Genomic DNA, 20159 nt, shown 5'->3' with positions numbered 1-20159 from the left:
CTGTAGCGGTGTGCTGGGGTCAGAGGGATGCGAATCGGAAGACCGCGACGAAGAGGGCTGCCAGCAGGAGACCTGCGTTCATCGGCAGGGGCTTCCGCTCGCCGTGTCGGAGGTGGTGGATGATCGCCAGCGCCTGGACGAGGGCCAGGCCGCTGGCGGCGAGCGGCGTCAGCACGGGAGCGATGCCGGTCAGCCAGGGAAGGATCAGTCCGATGCCGCCGAGGAGCTCCGCGATGCCGATGAACTTGACCGTGCCTGCGCTGTAGTGCTGCGTCCACGGCAGATCAGCGAGCTTTTCCTGGGGGCGGAAGGTCTTCATCGTCCCGGCCAGCACGTAGGCGGCGGCGAGGACGCCGGAGACGATCCAGAGCGCGATGTCCATGATGGGCCTCCCGGTCAGCTGCTGATCGCGGGCGCGCGGCCGATGTAGCGGGTGTCGTCGACCTGCGCGGCGGTGAAGGCGGCGATGTCGGCGCGCGAGACAGCGAACCCGAGCTTGTCGGTTCCGAAGAACCCGGAGCGCACCGTGCCGGTCCTCGGTCTGTCGGTGGGGCGGATGAAGCGCACGATGGTCCAGTCGAGGTTGGAGGCCTTGACCGGGTCGGTCATGCCGACGATCTCCTCGTAGGCGCGGGGCATGAAGGTGCGCGGCATGAAGCGGATCAGCCTGGTGACGGGGGTCGGCTTCTCCTGCGGGTCGAGGATCGCCGGGGTGGCGTGGCCGATGTAGCGGCGGACGCCGTGGCGGTCCATCGCGTCGAGGATGTGCCGGGTGCCGGCGACCAGCGGCGTGCCGGTGGCCTTGCGGTCCATGCTCGGGCCGAGCGCGCTCACGACAGCGTTCGCACCCTGGACAGCAGCATCGATGGCTGCGGCGTCGGACATCTCGCCGACCACGACGCGCACGTCATCGCCCCACGTATCGGGGATCTTGTTCGGGTTGCGGACGTAGGCGGTGACCGTGTGGCCGCGGTCCTGGAGCTCGGCGACGGTGAGGCGGCCGATGGCTCCGGTCGCGCCGAAGACGGTGACGTTCATGGTTCTCCTGTTGGGTTCAGTTGAGGATGTGGCGGACGGCGGGGGCGACGGTGTCGCCGAAGCGGGCGATCGAGGCCCGGACCATGTCGGCGGGTATGCCGCCCGGGTCGACCTGTCCGAGGAAGCGGTCGGCTCCGAGTTCGCCGGCGAGGTCGAGGATCTTCTCGACGACCTCGCGGGGCCCGCCGACCATGAGCGCGCCGCGGCGCGCGGCCATCTGTCGCATCGATGCCTCGTCGACGCGCCAGCCGCGTCCGTTGTTGGTCTCCGGTGCGAGGTAGCGCCGGTAGTAGGGAAAGAACTCCTCCAGCGCCTGCTCGTGGGTCTCGCCGACGTAGAAGTGGCTCGTGATGCCGACCTGCAGCCGCTCGTCCGGGTGCCCGGCGTCGCGGCCGGAGCGGCGGTAGAGGTCGACGAGCTGCTTGGCGTGGTCGAGGGTGCCGCCGATGAGGCCGAGCGCCATCGGCAGGCCGAGGCGTCCGGCGCGGGCGGCGCTGGCCGGCGTCCCGCCGACTGCGACCCACACCGGGAGCGCGCCGATGTGCCGCGGGTTCGGCGCGGCCTCGCGCAGGGCGGGCCGGAACCGACCCTCCCAGGTCACGGCGTCCTCGTCACGGAGGCGCAGCAGCAGATCGAGCTTCTCGGCGAAGAGGTCGTCGAGCGTGGCGGGGTCCTCGCCGAAGAGCGCGAAGGGCTCGGCGAAGGCGCTGCGCCCGGCGATGATCTCGGCGCGGCCGTGGCTGATCAGGTCGAGGGTCGCGAAGTCCTGGTAGACCCGGACCGGGTCGAGGACGCTGAGCACGGTCGCGGTGGTGGTCAGCGTGATCCGGCTGGTCGCATGCGCGATCGCGGCATGGACGACCGCTGGGGAGGAGACGGCGAACTGGCGGGAGTGGTGCTCGCCGATGCCGAACACGTCCAGGCCGCGCCGCTCGGCCTCGATCCCGTAGCCGATGATGTCGTCCATCCGCGACTGGGCCGTGTCGCCGCTGCCGGGGTAGATGTCGGTGAGCGAGAAGACACCGAGTTCCATGAGGTCTTTCCTTTCATAGGCATCTGGCGGGACGGGGCCGTGGCCCTGTCCCGCCTCAAGCCGGTTGCCGTGTGGTCAGGCGATGCGGACGACGATCTTGCCGAGCGTGCCCTGCGCGAAGCGCTCGAAGGCAGCGGGGGCCTCTGCGAGCTCGAACACCTCCTGCACGGTCACGCGGGTGTGCCCGCTCGCCTCGTTGGCCGCGGCGCGCTCCAGGGTCTCCGGGGCGGGGTGGGCGTAGATCGACTCCACCCGGACGCCCTCGGCCTGCACGTCCTGGGGGCTGCGCAGCATCGTGGAGGCGAACACGCCTCCCGGCTTGACCAGTGCGGCGACGGTGTCGGGGGAACCGGCGAAGTGCAGCACGGCGTCCACCCCGTCCGGGGCGATCTCGCGCACCTGCGCCGGCAGATCGGCGGTGTGATCGACCGTGCGCGCCGCGCCGAGATCGGTGATGACGGTGATCTCGGCTTCTGTGTGCGCAGTCGCGATGACCGTCGCCCCGGTGCGGGCGGCGAGCTGGAGGGCCTGCTGGCCCACGCCGCCCGTCGCGCCGACGACCAGCACCGTCTGCCCGGCCTCGATGCCGGCGGCGTCGAACGCGTTGAGCGCGGCCGTGCCGGCCAGCCCCAGCGCGCCGCCGCGCTCGAAGTCGACGTCCTCCGGCAACCTCGCGATCCCCACCTGGGCGGGGACCGTCACGTACTCGCCGAACGAGCCGTCGCCGAGGAAGTCCTTGGTCACCACGCCGAACACCCGGTCACCGATCGCGTAGTCCTCGACGCCTTCGCCGACGGCGTCGACAGTGCCGGCGAAGTCCTTGCCGAGCACCACGGGGAAGCGGTGCTCCATCATGCCCTGCAGCATGCCCTTGCCCACCGAGAGGTCGAAGCCGTTCACCGACGCCGCGTGCACCCGCACACGCACCTCGCCGGTTGCCGGTTCGGGCGTGGCCACCTGGGTCAGGGCCGGGGTCTGGTCGAACGCGCCGAGCGCGAGAGCCTGCATCGTCATCGTGTCTCCTCCAAGATCGAAAGTAAGCGGAGCAGTCGCTCCACATACAGTCAACCACATAAGTGGAGGATCTATTCCAGTTCGGTAGGATGGAGTCATGACGAACCAGCCCCGACCCCTGCGCGCCGACGCCGAGCGCAACCGGCAGGCGATCATCTGCGCCGCAGGAACCGTCTTCGCCGAGGAGGGCACGGACGTCACCCTGGAGCGCATCGCCGAGGCCGCAGGTGTTGGAGTCGGCACGATCTACCGCCGTTTCGCCTCCGTCGACGAGCTCGTGGCCGTCGTGCTCGAAGAGAAGATGCGCCGCTACGCCGACCGCAGCGAAGAAGCCGCCGAGCAGGCACGGACCGAGCCCTGGGAGGCGTTCCGCGACTACGTGATGTTCATCCTCGAACAGCAGGCCGACGACCTCGCCTTCAGCGACCTGATCGTCTCCCCGCGCGGGATGAGCGAGCTCTTCCACGAGCACAACGAGCGGGCCTTCCGCGCGTCCGTGGTGCTCGTCGAGCGTGCTCGCGAGGCCGGGGCGCTCCGGCCCGGCTTCCATCACAGCGACCTGTACCTGCTCACCAACGCCAACCGCGGTGTGCTGCAGGGCACCCAGCGCGTCGCACCCGACGGATGGAGGCGGTTCGCCGAATACGTGCTCGACGGGTTCCGTCACGGCGGCGCTGGAGTCAGCACGCCACCGTCGCAGAGGTGGACGCAGTCTTTGGCTAAGAGTGCTGCGTCATGAGGTTGGTACGTGTGGCGACGTGGTGGAATTTCGTTTCGCCGTATAACCTCTCGCGTCGATTGAGCGGTCTGACCTGCCGATGCGATGACCAAAATAGGTCAGCAGTCACTGTATAGTTCAGTGCATGCTGACCATTGCTTCACGCCTCGACGTCATGTACCGGCTCGGCCGAGCCATGGCGGACCCGACGCGATCCCGGATCCTGATGACCCTGCTCGACGGCCCGAGCTATCCGGCGGTGCTGTCGCGCGAGCTGGAGCTGACCCGGTCGAACGTGTCGAACCACCTGACCTGTCTGCGCGACTGTGGCATCGTGGCCGCCGAGCCCGAGGGACGGCAGACGCGCTACGAGATCGCCGACCCGCACCTCGCTGCGGCGCTCACGGCGCTCGTGGATGTGACGCTGGCCGTCGACGAGCACGCGCCATGCGTTGATGACCAGTGCCCGGTGCCGGGCTGCTGCGGGACGGGGGCAGGCGCATGAGCGCGGCGTGCGGCTGCGACGAGCCCGAGACCACGGTCGGCGAAGCAGTTGAGGAGGTGCAGGAGCGACCCTGGTGGCGGGACCGCGGGATCATGGTCCCGGTCCTCTCCGGCGTCGCTTTCCTGACCGGTCTCGTCCTGGAGTGGTCCGGGCTCGAGATCCTGGCGCTGGTGCTGTTCTGGCTCGGTCTGCTGCTGGGAGCGTCGACGTTCACCCCGGGCGCGATCCGCAAACTGTTCAAGCGCAAGCTCGGCATCAGCCTGCTGATGACGATCAGCGCCATTGGCGCGGTGATCCTCGGCTACGTCGAGGAGGCCGCGGCCCTGGCGTTCCTGTACTCGATCGCTGAGGCGCTGGAGGACAAGGCGATGGACCGCGCCCGCGGCGGGCTCCGGGCGCTGCTCAAGCTCGTCCCTGAGACAGCGACCATCCGCCGCGACGGCGCGACGGTCGAGGTCGCCGCGAAAGACCTCCAGGTCGGGCAGCTCATGCTGGTGCGCCCCGGTGAGCGGATCGCGACCGACGGCATCGTCCGCACAGGTCGGTCGAGCCTGGATACCTCCGCGATCACCGGCGAGTCGATCCCGGTCGAGGTCGAGCCCGGCGACGCGGTGTCGGCCGGGGCGATCAACACCGCCGGTGCCCTGGAGGTCGAGGCGACCGCGGCGGGTACGGACAACTCGCTGACCACGATCGTGGAGCTGGTCGAGCAGGCGCAGGCCGAGAAGGGAGACCGCGCTCGGCTGGCCGACCGGATCGCCCGACCCCTCGTGCCCGGCGTGCTGATCCTCGCCGCTCTCGTCGCGATCATCGGCTCGCTGCTCGGCGACCCGGAGCTGTGGATCACCCGCGCCCTCGTGGTGCTCGTCGCCGCGTCGCCGTGCGCGCTGGCGATCTCCGTCCCGCTCACCGTCGTCGCCGCGATCGGCTCGGCGAGCCGGTTCGGCGTGATCATCAAGTCCGGTGCCGTGTTCGAGCGCTTCGGCGTGATCCGCCACGTCGCCGTCGACAAGACCGGCACCCTCACCCGCAACGAGCCCGCCGTCACCGCCGTCCTCACCGCCGACGGCGTGACCGAGGCGCAGGCCCTGGCCTGGGCGGCATCCCTGGAGCAGCACAGCACCCACCCGCTGGCCGCCGCGATCACCGCCGCCGCACCCGGAGCCCCCGCCGCCCTGGACGTCACCGAGCAGGCCGGGCACGGCATCGAAGGCACCCTCGACGGGGCCCGGGTCACCGTCGGCAGCCCTCGCTGGCTGGACTCGGGGACGCTCAAGGACCAGGTCGCGGGCCTGGAGGAGCAGGGCATGACCGTCGTCATTGTGCACCTCGACGGGGTCCCGGTCGCCGCGATCGGGGTCCGCGACGAGCTGCGCCCCGAGGTCCCAGAGGTCGTGCGCACCCTCGCGGCCCAGGGCGTCGGGATGACCATGCTCACCGGCGACAACGCCCGCACCGCCCGCGCGCTGGCCGCGCAGGCCGGGATCGGGGACGTGCGCGCCGAGCTGCGTCCCGAGGACAAGGCCGCCGCGATCAGCGAGCTGGGCAGGCACGGCTCGGTCGCGATGATCGGCGACGGCATCAACGACGCCCCCGCCCTGGCGGCCGCGGACATCGGCATCGCGATGGGCGCGACCGGCTCCGATGCCGCGATCGAGTCCGCCGACGTCGCCTTCACCGGCCACGACCTGCGGCTCCTCCCGCGGGCGTTCGACCACGCCCGCCGCGGCAGGCACATCATCAACCAGAACATCATCCTGTCCCTGCTGATCATCACCGCCCTGCTCCCGCTCGCCCTCTTCGGCGTCCTGGGACTCGCTGCCGTGGTGCTCGTGCACGAGATCGCGGAGGTCATCGTGATCCTCAATGGCTTGCGCGCGGCCCGGACCCGGAAGGAGCAGATCGTATGAAGGTCGAACTGCTGCACATCGTCGACTGCCCGAACACGGCCATCGCCGAAGCAAACGCGCGCGCCGCGCTGGATGCCGCCGAGCTCGCGGAAGTGCCCATCGAGCTGGTAACGATCCACACCGAGACCGAAGCGGTGAACACCCGATTCGGAGGCTCGCCCACGATCCTCGTCGACGGCGTCGACCTGTTTCCGACGCAACCGGTTCGCTCGCTCGCGTGCCGGGTCTACGCGACTGAGCGCGGGTACGCCGGTGCACCGACTCCGTCTCAGATCGAGGAGGCGTTGCACGAGACCTATCGTTGACGTCGAACGCAAGCTGTCGGTCCCGGACGCGGGGCCGAGCGCTTCACTGCACACCTCAAGAGGGTGGTATGTACCGGAAATCGGTGGAGTGGAGATTCGCGCTGTAGGGATTGGTCGCCGCGCGGAGCATCGTAGTGAGCGCGGGTTAGTCGGCTGACGCGCCTCGGGCAAGCAATAGCCGGAAGTGCTTCAGGAACTGTTTCTTGTAGTGGCAGGATCGAGCCATGGATGTCCTCGCGCTGGTGATCTCGGCCCTGTCGCTGCTGATCGCCGGCGTCGGCACTTACCAAGCGAACAAGCGCGCGAACGAGGCACTCGCCGAGTCGCGCAAGGCGGCCGAGGACGCACGCTGGTTCGCGGTGCAGGAAGCCGTGCAGCGCCTAATCGGGTTCGATCCGACGGCCGAGCCGGTGGGGGAGCGGCTCGCCAACCTGCGCATCACGTCGATCGCGCTCGTCGACCAGCTCGACGGCTGGGATGGTATCGACTCGTGGCTGGAGGCCGAGCGCACGCTGGGCGCGACCATCGGCCGCCAGGTGATGGAGGCCGCCAAGCCCGGCGACACCGTTGAGCGGCGGGTGGCGAACCTCGACCCGCTGATGAGTTGGGCGCACGCGCTGAGCAGCAACCTGCGCCATTTACGATCAGTCGGCCACGACGCGGCTGCACTTGCCAAGCTCCAGGTCAACGCGGAAGAGTTGGTTAGGGAAATTCATGCGCGTCACGGCTGGGATTTGCCGCCGCGGACCAACCTCCGGATCCAGCCGTTGGACTAGATGTGGTGTAACGACTCGGCCTTACGGGTTGCTCAGCACTGTGAACGACGTCGCCGTGTACTTGGGCTTAACTTCGTCGGCAGGGCCGGTTTCTTCCGTGACTGACACATCGACTGAAACTGACATGCCGGTGCGCAGCGTTGCAGTGTTCGCCGCAGGGATCTTCTTCGCGTCGATCTTGACGATCTCGCCGTCCTCGATCTCCAGCTGTCAAGCGCTGATCTCGCTGACAGTCCGCAAGATGCCGCGGATGGTGGTCGGCTCGAGCTCGAGTTCCCGAGAAGCGATGAGCTCTCCAATGTGAGCGAGTTCAGCCGTGGAGAGGCGCGTGCGCAGGCGCGCCTGGCGAGGCTGGGACCAAGTGAGATCAGGCTCGAACCCTGATTTCACCAGACCTGTCGAGAAGTCGCGCAACGTCGTGGCGACGCGCGGTCCGTACTCGCGGATGCGCGCCAAGAAGTCACTGGTGTCGGCATCTGGGCCGAGACGACGTCCGTCCTCGAGCAGTCCCAGTGCTCGCTTCATGGCGGTGTCGATCAACTGGGGCTCTGCATTGTCGTCTCCGAACAGCCCGACTTGGCCATCGGGTGAGATCTCGTCCGCTGGCGAAGTCGTCGGCACGATCTGCAGGATGAGGCTTCCCGGCAGTGGTGAACCGTTGAGGTTCAGTCGGGTCTTCGAGACGACGTCGGCGGGCGGTTGCCCACGCAACGACTTGTGCCCCTTCACCGCGAGGCCTGTCGCAAGCACCAGGCGCTGAAAATTGCGAAGCGTGTCAGCAATCCCGTCGATCGCTCCCGAGTGGATCGTGATTCCTGGCCCAGTCAGGCGCAGAGACCCTGAAGAAGCGTCGCGCCGCAGCAAGCCGTGCTCAGCGCGCAGAGTCTCGATGCTCATGCGCGCAAGATCATCTGCGTCCTGCCACTCAGCTTCGCCTTGGACGTTGGCCTTGAACTGCTCCCAGTCAAACGCCATGGAAACCGTCCAGAGTCACTTCGAAGTAGCCGCGCTGCGGTAGGGCATCCGGCCGTTGCGGAGGATCTTCCTTCGCGCCGTTGCGCTTGCGCATCCAGAAGTCATCCTAGTAGCCACGATTCAACGCATATGACTGGTGCTCGACTGAGTGGGCGCGGTCCGCCTCGGGGAACACGTGCCATAGGCAGTATCGAGTATCAACGCGCAGGCCCGTCGCTGGCCGGACCTGGTTCATCCCGAACATCTGCAGGATGTACCGATCCTTGGGGTCGGTCACCTGGTCAACGAGCACGTCTTCGCACCAGTAGACGAGGTCGATGTCGTCAGGATCGATCTTGTCGGTAAGGAAGCTGCCACCCACCCATACGCACACCACGGGGACGACAGAGCGGATGCCGTCGGTAGCGGACTCGAAGTGCTGCCAGATCTCGGCGCGGGTCGCCGACTTCGCGAACCGGGGATCGTCAACGTAGTGGGATTTGATCTCTTCCAACGACGCGCCGAATCGGCCCAGCGGAAGCAGGCCCGTCTGCTCGTCAAGTGCAGGCAGCACCAAGTCACCTCCCTGTGGGTCGCAGTCACCTGTCATTATGTCCTATCAGGGGCTGCCGACAGAGGCGGACGCGAGATCGGGTCGCGTGCCCCCGCTGCCCCACCTTCTGCGTCTCCGGAAGGGGCGAGGTGGGGGCCGAGGCGATGCCAGCCAGACACGCAACCTCAGGTTGGTATGTGCCGGAATGCGGTGGAGTTCCGGTTCAACGTGTAGCTGGGCACACGTGCGACGGAGCCGCCGTCACGAGAGCGAGATCGCTTCTCCCGTGGTCGATCACGAGCGGTATCGGGAAGCGAGCTCGACGGACTGGGAGGCGAAGGCGTCCAGATCCGCTCGAAACACCGCATCGAGTCGGGATGCGTCCTCGACGCCCGGAGCGGTGACGGTTTCGCCGAGCTCGAGGCCGCGCAGGCTCGCAGTCACAACATCGGCGGCGGACATGCGCGGGATTCCGCTGAGATCCATCCCCTGTCGGGTGTGGAACTCCGTCGCGACGACACCGGGCAGGAGCGCCTGCACGTGCACGCCCGTTCCCTGCAGTTCCGTTGACATGAGCTGCGAGAACGCGAGGAGATGGGCGAGCGTGCCGCCGTACACGGAACGGTTCGGCCGGACGGATGAGGGGGCGGGCCCGCTGAAGGCGATCATGCCGCCGACATTGACGATCGAGCCGCGGCCCCGCGCGATCATGCCCCCGACGACGGCATGGGTGAGCATGACGGGGGCGATCGCCTTCACGCCGAGCACCTCCGACACCTGTCGTGGGAGGAGATTGGCAAGCGAGCCGTAGTGGGCGACACCAGCATTGTTGATCAGCAGGTCGATCGGAACGTCGCCGATCGACGAGATGACCGACTCGACTCCGTGTGCTGTCGACAGGTCCGAGGCAACCGTGCGCACGGCGACCTCGGGGTATGCCGTGGCGAGTTCACCGAGGCGGACGTCGTCGCGGCCGACCGCGATCAGGTCGTGCCCATCAGAAGCCAGTCGATCGGCGAACGCCCGACCGATTCCGGAGGTCGCGCCGGTGACAAGTGCGATCTTGCTCATCTGAGTTCTCCTTTCGAAGCGGTGCCCGTTTTCCGGGATGCTTCGAGTCTTCGCCGATGCGCGCTGCAGCGGCAGTACCCCGATGTTCCTGGGGGTGCCAGGGCCACCCCGCACCGTCGTGGTCGTGCGTAGCCTGGTGAGCATGGACGATCAGAACCTGCTCGGTGCGTATCTGCGCGCCAGGCGCGAGCTCGTCTCCCCTGAGCAGGTCGGGATCGCGCCCGTCGGAATCCGCCGTGTGCCGGGACTGCGTCGCGAGGAGGTTGCGTTGCTCGCCGGCATCAGCGCCGACTACTACCTGCGGCTGGAGCAGGGGCGCGATCGCAGCCCTTCGCGTCAGGTGCTCGATGCGCTTGCGCGCGTTCTCCACCTCGACGACGAGGGGACGGCGTATCTGCATTCGCTCGCAGATCCGCGACCGCACCGCACGCGGAAACGGTCGCGGCCCGAGGTCGTGCCGCGGGGGATCCACGCGCTGATCTCCACCCTCGACCTCCCTGCCTTCGTGGAAGGCCGCTACCTCGATGTTCTCGCGGCGAACTCGGCAGCTGCGGCGCTGTCTCCGTGCCTGGTCGCCGGACGCAACCGGCTGCGCGACGTGTTCCTCGATCCCGGCGAACGCGAGCTCTACGGGCCTGCCGAGCTGGTCACCGCTGCGATGGTCGCAGGGTTCCGATCATCGGTGGGACTCGATGTCGAGGATGAACGATTCGTGGAACTCGTCGGGAGCCTGTCGATCGCCAGCCCGCGGTTTCGCACGCTCTGGGCGCGACAGGACGTCGTGCGTCGCGAGGGCGCGGTCGTCACGCTCGCCCATCCCGAAGTCGGAGACCTGACCCTGTATCGCGAGAAGCTGCCGATCAGCGGAGCGGACGGCCAGATGCTGGTCATCTACCATCCCGAACCTGCGAGCGACGACGCCCAGAAGCTGATGCTGCTCATCTCGGCGGCGATGCCGGCTGCTTCCGATCCCGGAGGGCGCAGCGGAGGCACATCGGACACTGAGGAGCCGACCGCAGTGGAGGGGTCGTCCTCGAATGGGCGGCGACGGAACTGATGCCCGGGCCGGATGACTCGGCGGTCCGCTTCTTCGCGCTCGGCCGAGTTGCGCCGACGACGGAGGCTCGGTTTCGAGCGACTCGAGGCGAGCAGCTGATGGGCACGTGCAGACGTTCCGGACGATTCCTGTTCCGCCTGCCGTGATGGTTGTCCGTGCCGGAACTCGGTGGAGTTCCGGTTTAACGTGTGATGTGAGCCGATCCTGCTCCGCGGGCCCCGTCGATCTTCGTGATCAGCGGGGCTTCGTTGGCATGTTCTGGGCTGTCCGCATCCAGCCATCTGCGCTATCATGGTTGATAGCAGAAGGAGGTGGTCCGGATGTCATCCATCATCGTGCGCGGTCTCGATGACCACGTGAAGCAGCAGCTCGCATCGCAGGCGAAGGAGCACGGGCGGTCCATGGAGGCCGAGGTCCGCGACATCCTCACGAAGGCCGCTCGACGGCCGCACATCGGCATGGCTCTTCTGTCTGCGGCACGGGATGTCGAAGGGGTTGACGAGTTGCCGATTCCGATGCGCGATGATGTCGCAAGGGCGGCGGACTTCGAATGATCGTCCTCGACACGAACGTCATCTCGGAGATCTTTCGGCCCTCTCCGGAGCCTCGTGTCGTCGAGTGGCTTGTGTCCTTGACGGGCGACGTCGCGATCACTTCCATCACTCTCGCGGAGTTGCTTGCCGGTGTGCGCAGGCTTCCGAACGGCCAACGCAAAGACGAGCTGGCGCAGAGGATCGATGAAGCGGTAGCGCCGTATCGGGGGAGCCGGTCGGTGCTCGCCTTCGATGCTGACGCGGCGGAGCGATACGCGGAGGTGCTGGCGTCGCGTGAGGCAGCAGGCGCGCCGGTCAGTACCGCCGACGCCCAGATCGCCGCGATCTGCCTGGCGCACGGGGCCACCTGCGCTACGCGCAATGCGAAGGACTTCCAGCACACCGGCGTCGAACTGGTGGACCCATGGAAGGTGGACGCGTGAAGCGTCATTCGATCGAGGTCCTCGCCCACCAGGAACTCACTGAGGCCGATCTGGGTGAACTTCGGCTGCTCTTCGACAACGAGTACCTCAAGGAGTTCGGAGAGTGGGATCCACAAGAGCCATACGGCTACGCGTCACATGATGTCCACATCATGGCGCGGATCGAAGGCCGCGTCATTGGCCACGTGGGATGGGCGCACCGCGAGATCGCTGTCGGTACGGAGACCCTCGCGATCGCGGGAGTCGGCGGTGTCTTGATCTCCGCTGACGCAAGAGGGATGCGTCTCGGGCGCGAACTCATGAGCTGGGCAGCGCAATCGATGCGCGATCGCGGTCGCCTCGCGTTCGGCTACTTGGGCTGTCTCGATGGTGATGACAGCCTGGTCGAGATGGCCGAGGATGCGATTGAACGCAATCTCCAGATCATCGGGGAGGCAGCGAATCATTTGCCCGCTGCGATCACGGATGCCCATCCCGACATTGCCTGGCCTCAGATACGCGGGTTTCGCAACATCCTCGTGCACCAGTACTTCGGCGTCGGTATCGAGATCGTGCGCGATGTCGTAGAGACTCATCTATCTCGTCTCGCGAAGGCGCTCCGTGCCAACCAGCCCGGGAGCTGAAGCGTGCCTCGTATCCTCGTCACGGGAATGTCTGGCGCGGGGAAGTCCACGCTGCTCGCCGAGTTGGAGCGTCGGGGACATCTCACCGTCGATACGGATTACGGCGATTGGGAGTTACCCGGAGGCTTGTGGGACGAACCTCGGATGGGTGCACTTCTTGCTGAGAACGTCGATGTCGTCGTGTCTGGAACGGTCGAGAATCAGGGACGGTTCTATGACCGGTTCGAGCACGTTGTTCTCCTGAGCGCACCCGTCGACGTACTGATCAGGCGCATCGCGGCGCGGAAGAACAATCCGTATGGGCATACACAGGAGCAGCAGGCTGAAGTCCGCCGGTACGTCCGGGACGTCGAACCTGTTCTTCGGCGAGGAGCGACTATGGAATTGGACGGCTGCCTGCCGGTGGCTGATCTCGCTGATACCGTTGAAGCGCTCACGTGGACGCTCTCTGAGTAGGCAAGCAGCCGGGCCACACCGCTAACGGTGACGTAGCCTGGTGGAGTTCCGCTTCAACGTGTGACCTGCCGCTTCTGCGTGCATTGCCCCGGTCGTCGATGACGGCCGGGGCGTTCGTCTTCTACCAGGTTCGTGGGTAGTCGAGCGTCAGCAGCATGTCGTCGCGGATGTCGCGCAGGATCGTCTCATCGAGTTCGCCGATCCGGATGCCGCGCGATCGCTGCGGCGTGATGACATCGTTTCCGGGGCTCCACGCGCGGAGGACGGCGATGCGGGAGACGTGCGGGACATGATCGGGCAGTTCGCGAAGCCAGCCGAGCCAGCGTTCCGCGCTGATCTCGTCCTCGCGCGCAGGATCGGCCCGCCGGCCGATCAGCGAGTCGCAGTCGCACATGCGTGTTGTCAGGGTGAAGACGCGCGAAGAGCCGCGCACACGGCTTGAGCCGATGCTCATCTCTTCGGCGACGGGCGCGACGCTGAGCCGTTCCGTGGTGAATCGCTGGAACTCGGTGGTGAAGGCCGCGGCGTTCACCACCCAGAGATTGATCGCGCACATGGACGTTCACGCTATCAGCTCGGCGGGGGCGTGGCCCCACGATAGGCGCGCCGCGGAGGTGGACCGCGAGTCGGGATACTGAGACCTGATGAAGGGCGGTGAGCCGTGCAGGTCCTGCGGGAAGGGATGCATAGCGAATGGCGCTGGTGGCAGACAGATGGCTGTACGTACCGGAATGCGGTGGAATTTCGTTTTGCACTTTAACCTCTGACTGTGTCTGGCTGGGCGCAGTCAGAGGCTGAGGAGGGGAGTGGAGATGAGTGGACTGATCAGTCCGGATGCTCCGGGCCAGCCCGAGTGCGGTTGCGCGCCCGGGAAGCCGTGAGCATCGTGCGCTACGACAGATGCCGGAGTACCTCAGTGTTGAAGTGCCACCCGTGCTGGAATACGCCGGCATGGCCGGAGTTCGGGTAGATCGTGAGCGTGCTGTTCGGGATGCGGTGGTGCACGTCTTCGGACAGCACGGTGGGGACCATTCGATCATGGTCGCCGTTGGCGATGAGGGTCGGTGCCATAATTCCTGAGAGGTTATGGGGTGAACGGCTGCCCCATGTCTGTATGGCCTTCAGCTGAGTTTTGAACCCTGCCACGGAGATCGGCGCGTCTCGGTCCATGACGCGTTTCCTGAGTCGCCGCAGATACTCCCGCGCTGCCGCTCTTCCCTCTCTGTCTCGGTGGAAGAACAGGAATTCCTTCGCATCTGAGCGGGCCAGGTCACCGCGGATCATGTCCCAGTAGACGTATGCCGCTCCGGTGGGGCGGTCGATGCCGTGACCGCCTGCGGGTCCGGTTCCAGCGAGGACCAGGCGACGGACTCGCTCGGGGTGGTCGAGGGCGATCTGTTGTGCAATGAACCCGCCCAAGGAGAAGCCGAAGAGGTCGAACTCGCTGACACCCTGGGCATCGATGAAGCCGATGGTGGCTTCGGCCATCGCTTCGATGGTGGCTGGTACTTGTCCTGACGACGAGCCCACCCCGGGCAGGTCCATCGCGATGACGTCATGGGCGCGGGCGAGGGCATCGATGAACCTCGGGTCCCATTCATCCAGAGTCGCGCCCAAGTGCGCGAGCAGGAAAACAGGCGTGCCGCCCGATGGGCCAAGCTCGCGATAGGTGAGAGTCTCGCCGCCTGCTTGGAGATGCCGGGTTGTGGCGGTCGACCATGTGTTTGCGCGCGCGGTCGATGGTCCTTACTCAGCCATTGTCGACGTCTCCGGACTGGTTGCTCACGACGACCTTGCCGCGGTGCCCTCCGGCGAGAACCGCTTCCAGAGCCTGCGGGGTGTGTGTGAAGGGTTCGACGTGATCGACGATGGGACGAATCACGCCCTGGTCGACGAGGTCAGCGACGCGGCGCAGTTCCTCACCGTTGGGCTCGATGAACAGGAAGCGGTAGGTGACGCCCAAGCGGCGGGCACGGCGGCGGATGCCGCTGCTGAGTGCAGTGACGGCGACCTTCACCAGAGCCTTGACTCCTGCCCGATCGGCGAAGTCTGGGTCGGGTGGGCCAGTGATTCCGATGACCGTCCCGCCGTGCCGGACTGCCCCGAGTGACTTCTTCAAGACGTCGCCGCCCTGGGTGTCCAGAACCAGGTCGACGTCGGAGACCTTGTCGGTGAAGTCCTCGTCACGGTAGTCGATGCTGATGTCGGCACCGAGGCTTCGGACGAAATCGGCGTTCGCAGCGCTGACCGTCGTCGCGACGGTTGCGCCCAGATGTTTGGCAAGCTGGATGGCGGCGGCTCCGACACCTCCAGAACCGCCATGGATCAGAACCGTCTGTCCTTCACGCAGCCGACCCATGTTGACGAATGCCTGCCAGGCGGTCAGGGCAACGACGGGAAGTGAGGCGGCTTGAACGAGGGTCGTCGATCGCGGAGCGGGGGCCAGATACTGCTGGTCGATGGCCACGACCTCCGCGAAGGTGCCCATTCGAGCGAGATCCACATAAGCGAAGACCGGCGTCCCCGGCGGGAAGCCCTCGACGTTCTTGCCCGTGGCGATGACCTCGCCAGCGAGCTCGCTGCCCATCACCATGGGCAGAGTGAAGGGGAAGATCTGCGCGAACTCGCCCGACCGGACGCGCTCGTCGGCATGGTTGACGCCAGCGGCGGCCATCCGGACCAGCACCTCATGGTCCCGTGGGACGGGTTCTGGCATGTCGATCTGCCGCAGGGGCGATCGGTACTTTTCGAGAACGAAGGCCTTCATGGTGATCCTGTCTGTGCCTGCTCGCGCAACACTTCCGCCGACGAGCAAGGTGGTTCTAAACTGTTACCAGTGACCATACTCAGAAGTGATAACACAATGCAACCAGTGAGAGGTAGGCATGATCTCATCACCACGGTCGGGGTGCCCGGTCAATCGCGCTCTGGAAGTCCTGGGCGACCGATGGACCCTTGTGATTCTTCGTGACATTGCGGCCTACGGTCGCCGCAGTTTCCGTGAGCTGTTGACGGCCAATGACGAGGGCATCAGTGCGCCGGTCCTGTCCCGGCGTCTGTCGGATCTAACTGATGCTGGCCTGCTGACGCGGGTGGATTCGCCGCGGGGCAAGCAAGGTCGGTACTCGCTCACCGAACTTGGCATCAGTACCGTTCCGGTGATGGTGGAGCTCGCAAGGTTCGGGGCGGCCTTCGATCCTGAGACTGCGCGGCAGCTCCCGTTGTTCCTGCAGCAGGGCGGCGGCTTCGCATCTCGGATCGATGATCTGCGGCGGGAGCACCTGGGTGAGGGGGCAGCGGCACCTGCCCGCTGATGGCGTGAGCTTCAGCCGAACTCGGAATGGTCGTGGTGGGTTTCGTCTTACGGGGCATTAGTCGCGACGCGCGGCCAGAGGTTGGTCTATACCGGAATGCGGTGGAGTTCCGGTTCTGCTGAGCGGAGGCGACTGATGGTTGATGCGGGTCGACGCCTGCGACGGCGACGTCTGCCTGGGCGACTGTGGCAGGTGATGTGAGTCGACGACGGCGAGTGGTACCATTAGCTCGTACCACTCGTCGAAATGCGGAGGCGCTCATCATGTCCATCAGTGCAAGCGAGGCGCGCAAGACCCTGTTCCCTCTCATTCAGCGAGTGAATGAGGATCGTGATGCGGTCGAGATTGTCTCTCGTAACGGCAATGCTGTTCTGATGCCAGCTGACGAGTACGCCGCGTGGCAGGAGACCGCCTACCTGTTCCGCTCACCGGCCAACGCCCGCCGCCTGCTCGATTCCTATGAACGTGCCCGCGGTGGAAAGGTCGAGGTCCACGGCCTCGATCGCTCGGACGAAGAAGCCTGAGTGCGTCTGGTCTGGGACGAGTCGGCCTGGGAAGACTACAAGCACTGGCAGACGGCCGACCGGAAGATCCTTAAACGCATCAACACGCTCATCGACGCATGCCTGCGCGAACCATTCTCCGGGATCGGCAAGCCCGAACAGCTGAAGTACGGAGCGCAGGGCTCGTGGTCGCGGCGCATCACCGATGAGCACCGACTGGTTTACCTCGTGGACGACGCGGACCTCGTGATTCTTCAGGCCCGCTACCATTACTGAGCCAAATTGCCTTTGCAACGTCGGCTCGTAGACGTCTCGCAGCGACTCATCTCGATCGCCGTCAACTGGTCAACGAAGTCCTTGCTCCCCTTCCTATTGTCGTAGGCGCCTTCGACTGCCTGGTTGGATGGTCGAATGCGAATCCAATTGACCAGATTTCGGGTGCAGGAAGGCGCGAGAGCGCTCACACGGACGTAATAGGCCGAGTTCTGCTTCCACGCGCAGGAAGGAAAGCAATGGCAGCCTCGGAGGCTGAAACTCAACTAACTGTCCGCCGGGTGACTGGTCCCGCGGAGTACCCGCGCCTTGTGGAGATCTGGCGCAGTGCGGTCGACGCAACGCACGACTTCCTCGCAAAGGCCGACCGCGATGACATCGAATCGCACTTGGCGTCGGGCTATCTGCCGCAGGTTGACCTGCACGTTGCCGAGTCCGGCGGAGCGGTAGTCGGGTTCGCGGGTGTCTCTGGAGCGAACCTGGAGATGCTGTTCGTGGAATCACGCGAGCGAGGTAAGGGAATTGGAACCGCACTGCTGGCGCGGGTCGGGGCCGAATGCGGCGCGCGAACTGTGGATGTCAACGAGCAGAATCCGCATGCGGTTGCGTTCTATCGCCGCCGTGGCTTCAGCGTCATCGGCAGGAGTGAGTTGGACGATCAGGGTCGCCCGTATCCGATCCTTCACATGACGCTGCGCGGCGCCGACGCAGAATCAGAGGTGGGGGGAGAACCGGGTCACCGTCTAGTGGGGGCGTCTGACCTGGCCGGGTCGGTGAGGGCGGCGGCGTAATTGCGCATGGAGCGCTGGTATCGGGGCAACGACTCGATCTGCGCCTCGATCGCGACCCGCAGGGCCTCGTCCTTCCGGCCCGCACTGTGGAGTGCGAGGGCCAATACGACACGGGGCGCGGAACCCGTCGACTCATGTGTCGGTGCGGCGCTCAGGACGCTAATGGCTTCGTCGAATCGGCCAAGGTTGCGCAGCGTTGACCCGTACTGCACCGCGAGCCGCGCATGTCGAGCATCGTCGAGACCAAGATCGAGCGCGCGCTCGTACTCTGCACAGGCTTCAGCTTCGAAGCCCATCGAGTCGTACATGCCAGCCAGCTCGAACGCGGCACGGCCGTCGGTGGCGGGGCACGCAGCAACCAGTGTCCGCATCGCGGTGACACCATCATCGCGTCCGAGGGAATCGAATCTGTCCCAGAGCGCTTGGATCGACGCTTCCCACTCGTTGATGGCTTCATTCATGGAGCCCACTCTGTCACGCAGGGGACTCCGACCCATGAGTACGATGCCCATCGGGCGGATAGTGTCGTGAAGGCAGGGACATGCCGACGACCATCGCCGCAGGGCGCGACCCCGCGCCGTGCGGTGCGTCCCACGGCATCGACGATGATCATCACCGACAGGAACGGGGAGCGGCACATGTTTGAGGCGACCGAGATCCCATTCTTCCAACCCAGCCGCGAGTGGTACGAGGACTGGCCATTCGACGTGGACACCTCCGTTCAAGTCGAGGCGCACGTTACCGGTGCCGCGGCTGACAACGCGGTGGAGGCGTTCCTGGCGCCACTCATGCAGTCCCCGGATTCGGACGGAGCGGGTGAGGCTCGAGCCCACTACCGGGGCGGGTTCACCGTCGAGTCCGCGCTCGCGGCCGACGGGAACGGGTGGCAGATCATCCTGGCCTCGGCGGGAGAGGATGGCTTCGACTCCGTCGAGGGTGCGGCCGGCGACCTCGTCGACGCGCTCCGGGCGACGCCCGGCGAGGTTCGGCTGACCTGGCGAGAGTTGCCGGCGACGCGTGTGACGGTCTCGGACTCGCGTGACCGCTGACCGCGAGCGCGCAACACTCCTTGCGCGGGTTCAGCGTCTGCGGAGCTCGCTGCTGTCGTCACTCATCGGATCAACGATACTGGCGACACCGCATCATCATCATTGTTGGTGGGCACGGTGAGGCGGAGCGGCGCAACGTACGCTGGCCCGCAATCGCGACGTTGAGGTGGGGAACGATGAGTCGAGTGACGCTTTCTGGTCGCCTCGTGTGTGTGAACGAGGCCGAAGCGGCGATCGTTGCGCAGCATTTACCAGGCCACGTGCGGCTTACGAAGGCCGAGCCGGGCTGTGTGCTGTTCGAGGTGCGGGCAACACGCGATCCGCTCGTCTGGGAAGTGGAAGAGCTATTCGCGAGCCGTGAGGCGTTCGAGGTCCATCAAAAACGCGTGAAAGCCAGCGATTGGGGCCGCACCACCGCCGCGATCCGTCGTGACTACCGCATCACGTCGCGGTAAGGCCCGGCGAGGTCAGCGCCAGGCCTGGTCCTTGTCGTCGGAGTCTTCGATCGATAAAGTAGGTACGTACCTACCCAGATTCAGGGGGTCATGATGACGATGATGAGCGCGCGAGAGTTCAACCGTGACGTAAGCGCCGCCAAGCGCGAAGCCAGTCGTCAGCCGGTCGTGATTACCGATCGAGGAAAGCCGGCCTACGTGCTCCTTTCTATTGACGACTATCGGCGGATGGGGGAACGAGGGGCGTCGTTGATCGAGCGGCTGAGTATGGAAGATGATCTCGATATCGAGTTCGAACCGGCTGACATCGTGCTGCAGGTGCCTGACCTGTGAGCCATTTGCTCGACACGAACGTCATCAGCGAGTTGCGCAAATCGGCGAAGCGGGCCGATGTTGGCGTTCGCCAGTGGGTTGCGAACCGTGCGCCGACGGATCTCTATCTTTCGGCGATCACCGTGCTCGAGGTAGAAGTCGGCATAGTCCGAATTGCGCGTCGCGATCCTGCTCAGGGCGATCGGCTGCAGGCTTGGCTCGACGAGGAGCTGCTGGACGCGTTCGCCGGTCGAATCTTGCCTGTTGACGTGCCAGTCGCTCGCCGAGCAGCCCACCTTCATGTGCCGGACCCTCGGCCCGAACGCGATGCCCTCATTGCCGCGACTGCTGCGGTCCATGGGCTCACCGTTGTGACGCGGAACGTCAAAGATTTCGAGTCGCTCGGTGTGCCGATCCTCAATCCGTGGAATGCGTCGTGAGTGGGACGGCTTGAATGTACGGGGCAGCAGGTC

29 protein-coding genes are annotated in these 20159 nt (G+C 66.0%); 18 read left to right on the top strand and 11 right to left on the bottom strand.

The window, feature by feature from the left end; genetic code table 11:
* Positions 1-19: 19 nt before the first annotated feature.
* The 4 genes from G328_RS0111270 to G328_RS0111255 all read right to left on the bottom strand — a co-directional run bounded on the left by G328_RS0111270 (position 20) and on the right by G328_RS0111255 (position 3085).
* On the bottom strand, positions 20-382 hold the full coding sequence (locus G328_RS0111270) for a DoxX family protein (RefSeq protein WP_019619461.1): 363 nt from the start codon (positions 380-382) through the stop codon (positions 20-22).
* Positions 383-396: 14 nt separating this feature from the next.
* Complete coding sequence (locus G328_RS0111265; RefSeq protein ID WP_019619460.1) at positions 397-1038, bottom strand: NAD(P)-dependent oxidoreductase; 642 nt, start codon at positions 1036-1038, stop codon at positions 397-399.
* A 16-nt stretch (positions 1039-1054) separates the two neighbouring features.
* A complete protein-coding gene (locus G328_RS0111260) occupies positions 1055-2071 on the bottom strand; it encodes an LLM class flavin-dependent oxidoreductase (protein ID WP_019619459.1) in 1017 nt (338 codons plus the stop codon).
* A 75-nt stretch (positions 2072-2146) separates the two neighbouring features.
* A complete protein-coding gene (locus G328_RS0111255; protein WP_019619458.1) occupies positions 2147-3085 on the bottom strand; it encodes an NADP-dependent oxidoreductase in 939 nt (312 codons plus the stop codon).
* A gap of 97 nt (positions 3086-3182) precedes the next feature.
* Between G328_RS0111255 and G328_RS15215 the strand changes: the two genes are divergently transcribed.
* The 5 genes from G328_RS15215 (at position 3183) to G328_RS0111230 (ending at position 7299) form a co-directional block, all read left to right on the top strand.
* Complete coding sequence (locus tag G328_RS15215) at positions 3183-3824, top strand: TetR/AcrR family transcriptional regulator (RefSeq protein WP_019619457.1); 642 nt, start codon at positions 3183-3185, stop codon at positions 3822-3824.
* A gap of 124 nt (positions 3825-3948) precedes the next feature.
* Positions 3949-4308: a Cd(II)/Pb(II)-sensing metalloregulatory transcriptional regulator CmtR gene (gene cmtR, locus G328_RS0111245; protein WP_019619456.1), complete on the top strand. Its 360-nt coding sequence runs from the start codon at positions 3949-3951 to the stop codon at positions 4306-4308.
* A complete protein-coding gene (locus G328_RS0111240; RefSeq protein WP_051082907.1) occupies positions 4305-6218 on the top strand; it encodes a heavy metal translocating P-type ATPase in 1914 nt (637 codons plus the stop codon). Before cmtR ends, G328_RS0111240 begins: the two co-directional genes overlap by 4 nt.
* The gene (locus G328_RS0111235) at positions 6215-6523 is read left to right on the top strand and encodes a hypothetical protein (protein ID WP_019619454.1); all 309 of its coding nucleotides are present in this window, start codon (positions 6215-6217) and stop codon (positions 6521-6523) included. The genes G328_RS0111240 and G328_RS0111235 overlap by 4 nt, the downstream gene beginning before the upstream one ends.
* A 224-nt stretch (positions 6524-6747) precedes the next feature.
* The gene (locus tag G328_RS0111230) at positions 6748-7299 is read left to right on the top strand and encodes a hypothetical protein (protein ID WP_012397802.1); all 552 of its coding nucleotides are present in this window, start codon (positions 6748-6750) and stop codon (positions 7297-7299) included.
* 210 nt (positions 7300-7509) lie between these two features.
* On the opposite strand, the gene G328_RS0111225 is transcribed toward G328_RS0111230, so the two are convergent.
* The 3 genes from G328_RS0111225 to G328_RS0111215 all read right to left on the bottom strand — a co-directional run bounded on the left by G328_RS0111225 (position 7510) and on the right by G328_RS0111215 (position 9877).
* Positions 7510-8274, bottom strand: a complete 765-nt coding sequence (locus G328_RS0111225) for a hypothetical protein (RefSeq protein ID WP_019619453.1) — start codon at positions 8272-8274, stop codon at positions 7510-7512.
* Between the two features lie 106 nt (positions 8275-8380).
* Entirely contained in the window at positions 8381-8827 is a 447-nt protein-coding gene (locus tag G328_RS0111220; protein WP_390295662.1) for a DUF6932 family protein, read from the bottom strand.
* A gap of 273 nt (positions 8828-9100) precedes the next feature.
* A complete protein-coding gene (locus tag G328_RS0111215; RefSeq protein WP_019619451.1) occupies positions 9101-9877 on the bottom strand; it encodes an SDR family NAD(P)-dependent oxidoreductase in 777 nt (258 codons plus the stop codon).
* A gap of 142 nt (positions 9878-10019) precedes the next feature.
* Here G328_RS0111215 and G328_RS0111210 point away from each other — a divergent pair, with 142 nt between their 5' ends.
* The 5 genes from G328_RS0111210 to G328_RS0111185 all read left to right on the top strand — a co-directional run bounded on the left by G328_RS0111210 (position 10020) and on the right by G328_RS0111185 (position 12989).
* A complete protein-coding gene (locus G328_RS0111210) occupies positions 10020-10934 on the top strand; it encodes a helix-turn-helix transcriptional regulator (protein WP_019619450.1) in 915 nt (304 codons plus the stop codon).
* A 320-nt stretch (positions 10935-11254) separates the two neighbouring features.
* Positions 11255-11488 (top strand): FitA-like ribbon-helix-helix domain-containing protein, encoded by a 234-nt coding sequence (locus tag G328_RS0111205; protein ID WP_019619449.1) that lies wholly within the window; start codon positions 11255-11257, stop codon positions 11486-11488.
* Positions 11485-11910, top strand: coding sequence for a type II toxin-antitoxin system VapC family toxin (locus G328_RS0111200; protein WP_019619448.1), 426 nt, complete (start codon positions 11485-11487; stop codon positions 11908-11910). The genes G328_RS0111205 and G328_RS0111200 overlap by 4 nt, the downstream gene beginning before the upstream one ends.
* Positions 11907-12533: a GNAT family N-acetyltransferase gene (locus G328_RS16230; RefSeq protein WP_019619447.1), complete on the top strand. Its 627-nt coding sequence runs from the start codon at positions 11907-11909 to the stop codon at positions 12531-12533. The genes G328_RS0111200 and G328_RS16230 overlap by 4 nt, the downstream gene beginning before the upstream one ends.
* Positions 12534-12536: 3 nt before the next feature.
* Positions 12537-12989 carry an AAA family ATPase gene (locus G328_RS0111185; RefSeq protein ID WP_019619446.1) on the top strand — a complete coding sequence of 151 codons (453 nt, stop codon included), beginning with the start codon at positions 12537-12539 and terminating at the stop codon, positions 12987-12989.
* A gap of 121 nt (positions 12990-13110) precedes the next feature.
* Here the strand turns inward: G328_RS0111185 and G328_RS0111180 are convergent, their stop codons facing one another.
* The 3 genes from G328_RS0111180 to G328_RS0111165 all read right to left on the bottom strand — a co-directional run bounded on the left by G328_RS0111180 (position 13111) and on the right by G328_RS0111165 (position 15756).
* The gene (locus tag G328_RS0111180; RefSeq protein ID WP_040905609.1) at positions 13111-13545 is read right to left on the bottom strand and encodes a hypothetical protein; all 435 of its coding nucleotides are present in this window, start codon (positions 13543-13545) and stop codon (positions 13111-13113) included.
* 335 nt (positions 13546-13880) lie between these two features.
* Positions 13881-14606 (bottom strand): alpha/beta fold hydrolase, encoded by a 726-nt coding sequence (locus G328_RS15200; RefSeq protein ID WP_235619879.1) that lies wholly within the window; start codon positions 14604-14606, stop codon positions 13881-13883.
* Between the two features lie 133 nt (positions 14607-14739).
* Complete coding sequence (locus G328_RS0111165; protein ID WP_019619442.1) at positions 14740-15756, bottom strand: NADP-dependent oxidoreductase; 1017 nt, start codon at positions 15754-15756, stop codon at positions 14740-14742.
* 118 nt (positions 15757-15874) lie between these two features.
* Between G328_RS0111165 and G328_RS15195 the strand changes: the two genes are divergently transcribed.
* The 4 genes from G328_RS15195 (at position 15875) to G328_RS16225 (ending at position 17870) form a co-directional block, all read left to right on the top strand.
* On the top strand, positions 15875-16303 hold the full coding sequence (locus tag G328_RS15195; protein WP_040905607.1) for a winged helix-turn-helix transcriptional regulator: 429 nt from the start codon (positions 15875-15877) through the stop codon (positions 16301-16303).
* A gap of 263 nt (positions 16304-16566) precedes the next feature.
* Complete coding sequence (locus G328_RS0111155) at positions 16567-16827, top strand: type II toxin-antitoxin system Phd/YefM family antitoxin (protein WP_019619440.1); 261 nt, start codon at positions 16567-16569, stop codon at positions 16825-16827.
* Positions 16828-17082, top strand: a complete 255-nt coding sequence (locus G328_RS0111150) for a Txe/YoeB family addiction module toxin (RefSeq protein ID WP_019619439.1) — start codon at positions 16828-16830, stop codon at positions 17080-17082.
* Positions 17083-17318: 236 nt separating this feature from the next.
* Positions 17319-17870: an acetyltransferase gene (locus G328_RS16225; protein WP_083919635.1), complete on the top strand. Its 552-nt coding sequence runs from the start codon at positions 17319-17321 to the stop codon at positions 17868-17870.
* Here the strand turns inward: G328_RS16225 and G328_RS0111145 are convergent.
* The gene (locus G328_RS0111145; RefSeq protein WP_040905661.1) at positions 17816-18331 is read right to left on the bottom strand and encodes a tetratricopeptide repeat protein; all 516 of its coding nucleotides are present in this window, start codon (positions 18329-18331) and stop codon (positions 17816-17818) included. The genes G328_RS16225 and G328_RS0111145 overlap by 55 nt on opposite strands.
* A gap of 144 nt (positions 18332-18475) precedes the next feature.
* Between G328_RS0111145 and G328_RS0111140 the strand changes: the two genes are divergently transcribed.
* The 4 genes from G328_RS0111140 to G328_RS0111125 all read left to right on the top strand — a co-directional run bounded on the left by G328_RS0111140 (position 18476) and on the right by G328_RS0111125 (position 20126).
* Entirely contained in the window at positions 18476-18919 is a 444-nt protein-coding gene (locus tag G328_RS0111140) for a hypothetical protein (protein WP_019619437.1), read from the top strand.
* 176 nt (positions 18920-19095) lie between these two features.
* On the top strand, positions 19096-19374 hold the full coding sequence (locus G328_RS0111135; RefSeq protein WP_040905605.1) for a putative quinol monooxygenase: 279 nt from the start codon (positions 19096-19098) through the stop codon (positions 19372-19374).
* 90 nt (positions 19375-19464) lie between these two features.
* Positions 19465-19707, top strand: coding sequence for a type II toxin-antitoxin system Phd/YefM family antitoxin (locus G328_RS0111130; RefSeq protein ID WP_019619435.1), 243 nt, complete (start codon positions 19465-19467; stop codon positions 19705-19707).
* Positions 19704-20126, top strand: a complete 423-nt coding sequence (locus tag G328_RS0111125; protein ID WP_026339836.1) for a type II toxin-antitoxin system VapC family toxin — start codon at positions 19704-19706, stop codon at positions 20124-20126. Before G328_RS0111130 ends, G328_RS0111125 begins: the two co-directional genes overlap by 4 nt.
* Positions 20127-20159: the final 33 nt, after the last annotated feature.

Source organism: [Zimmermannella] faecalis ATCC 13722 (assembly GCF_000381765.1).
Lineage (GTDB): Bacteria > Actinomycetota > Actinomycetes > Actinomycetales > Microbacteriaceae > Gulosibacter > Gulosibacter faecalis.
Note: the sequence above shows the minus strand (reverse complement) of the source record. Positions and strands in the feature narration are given on the sequence as shown.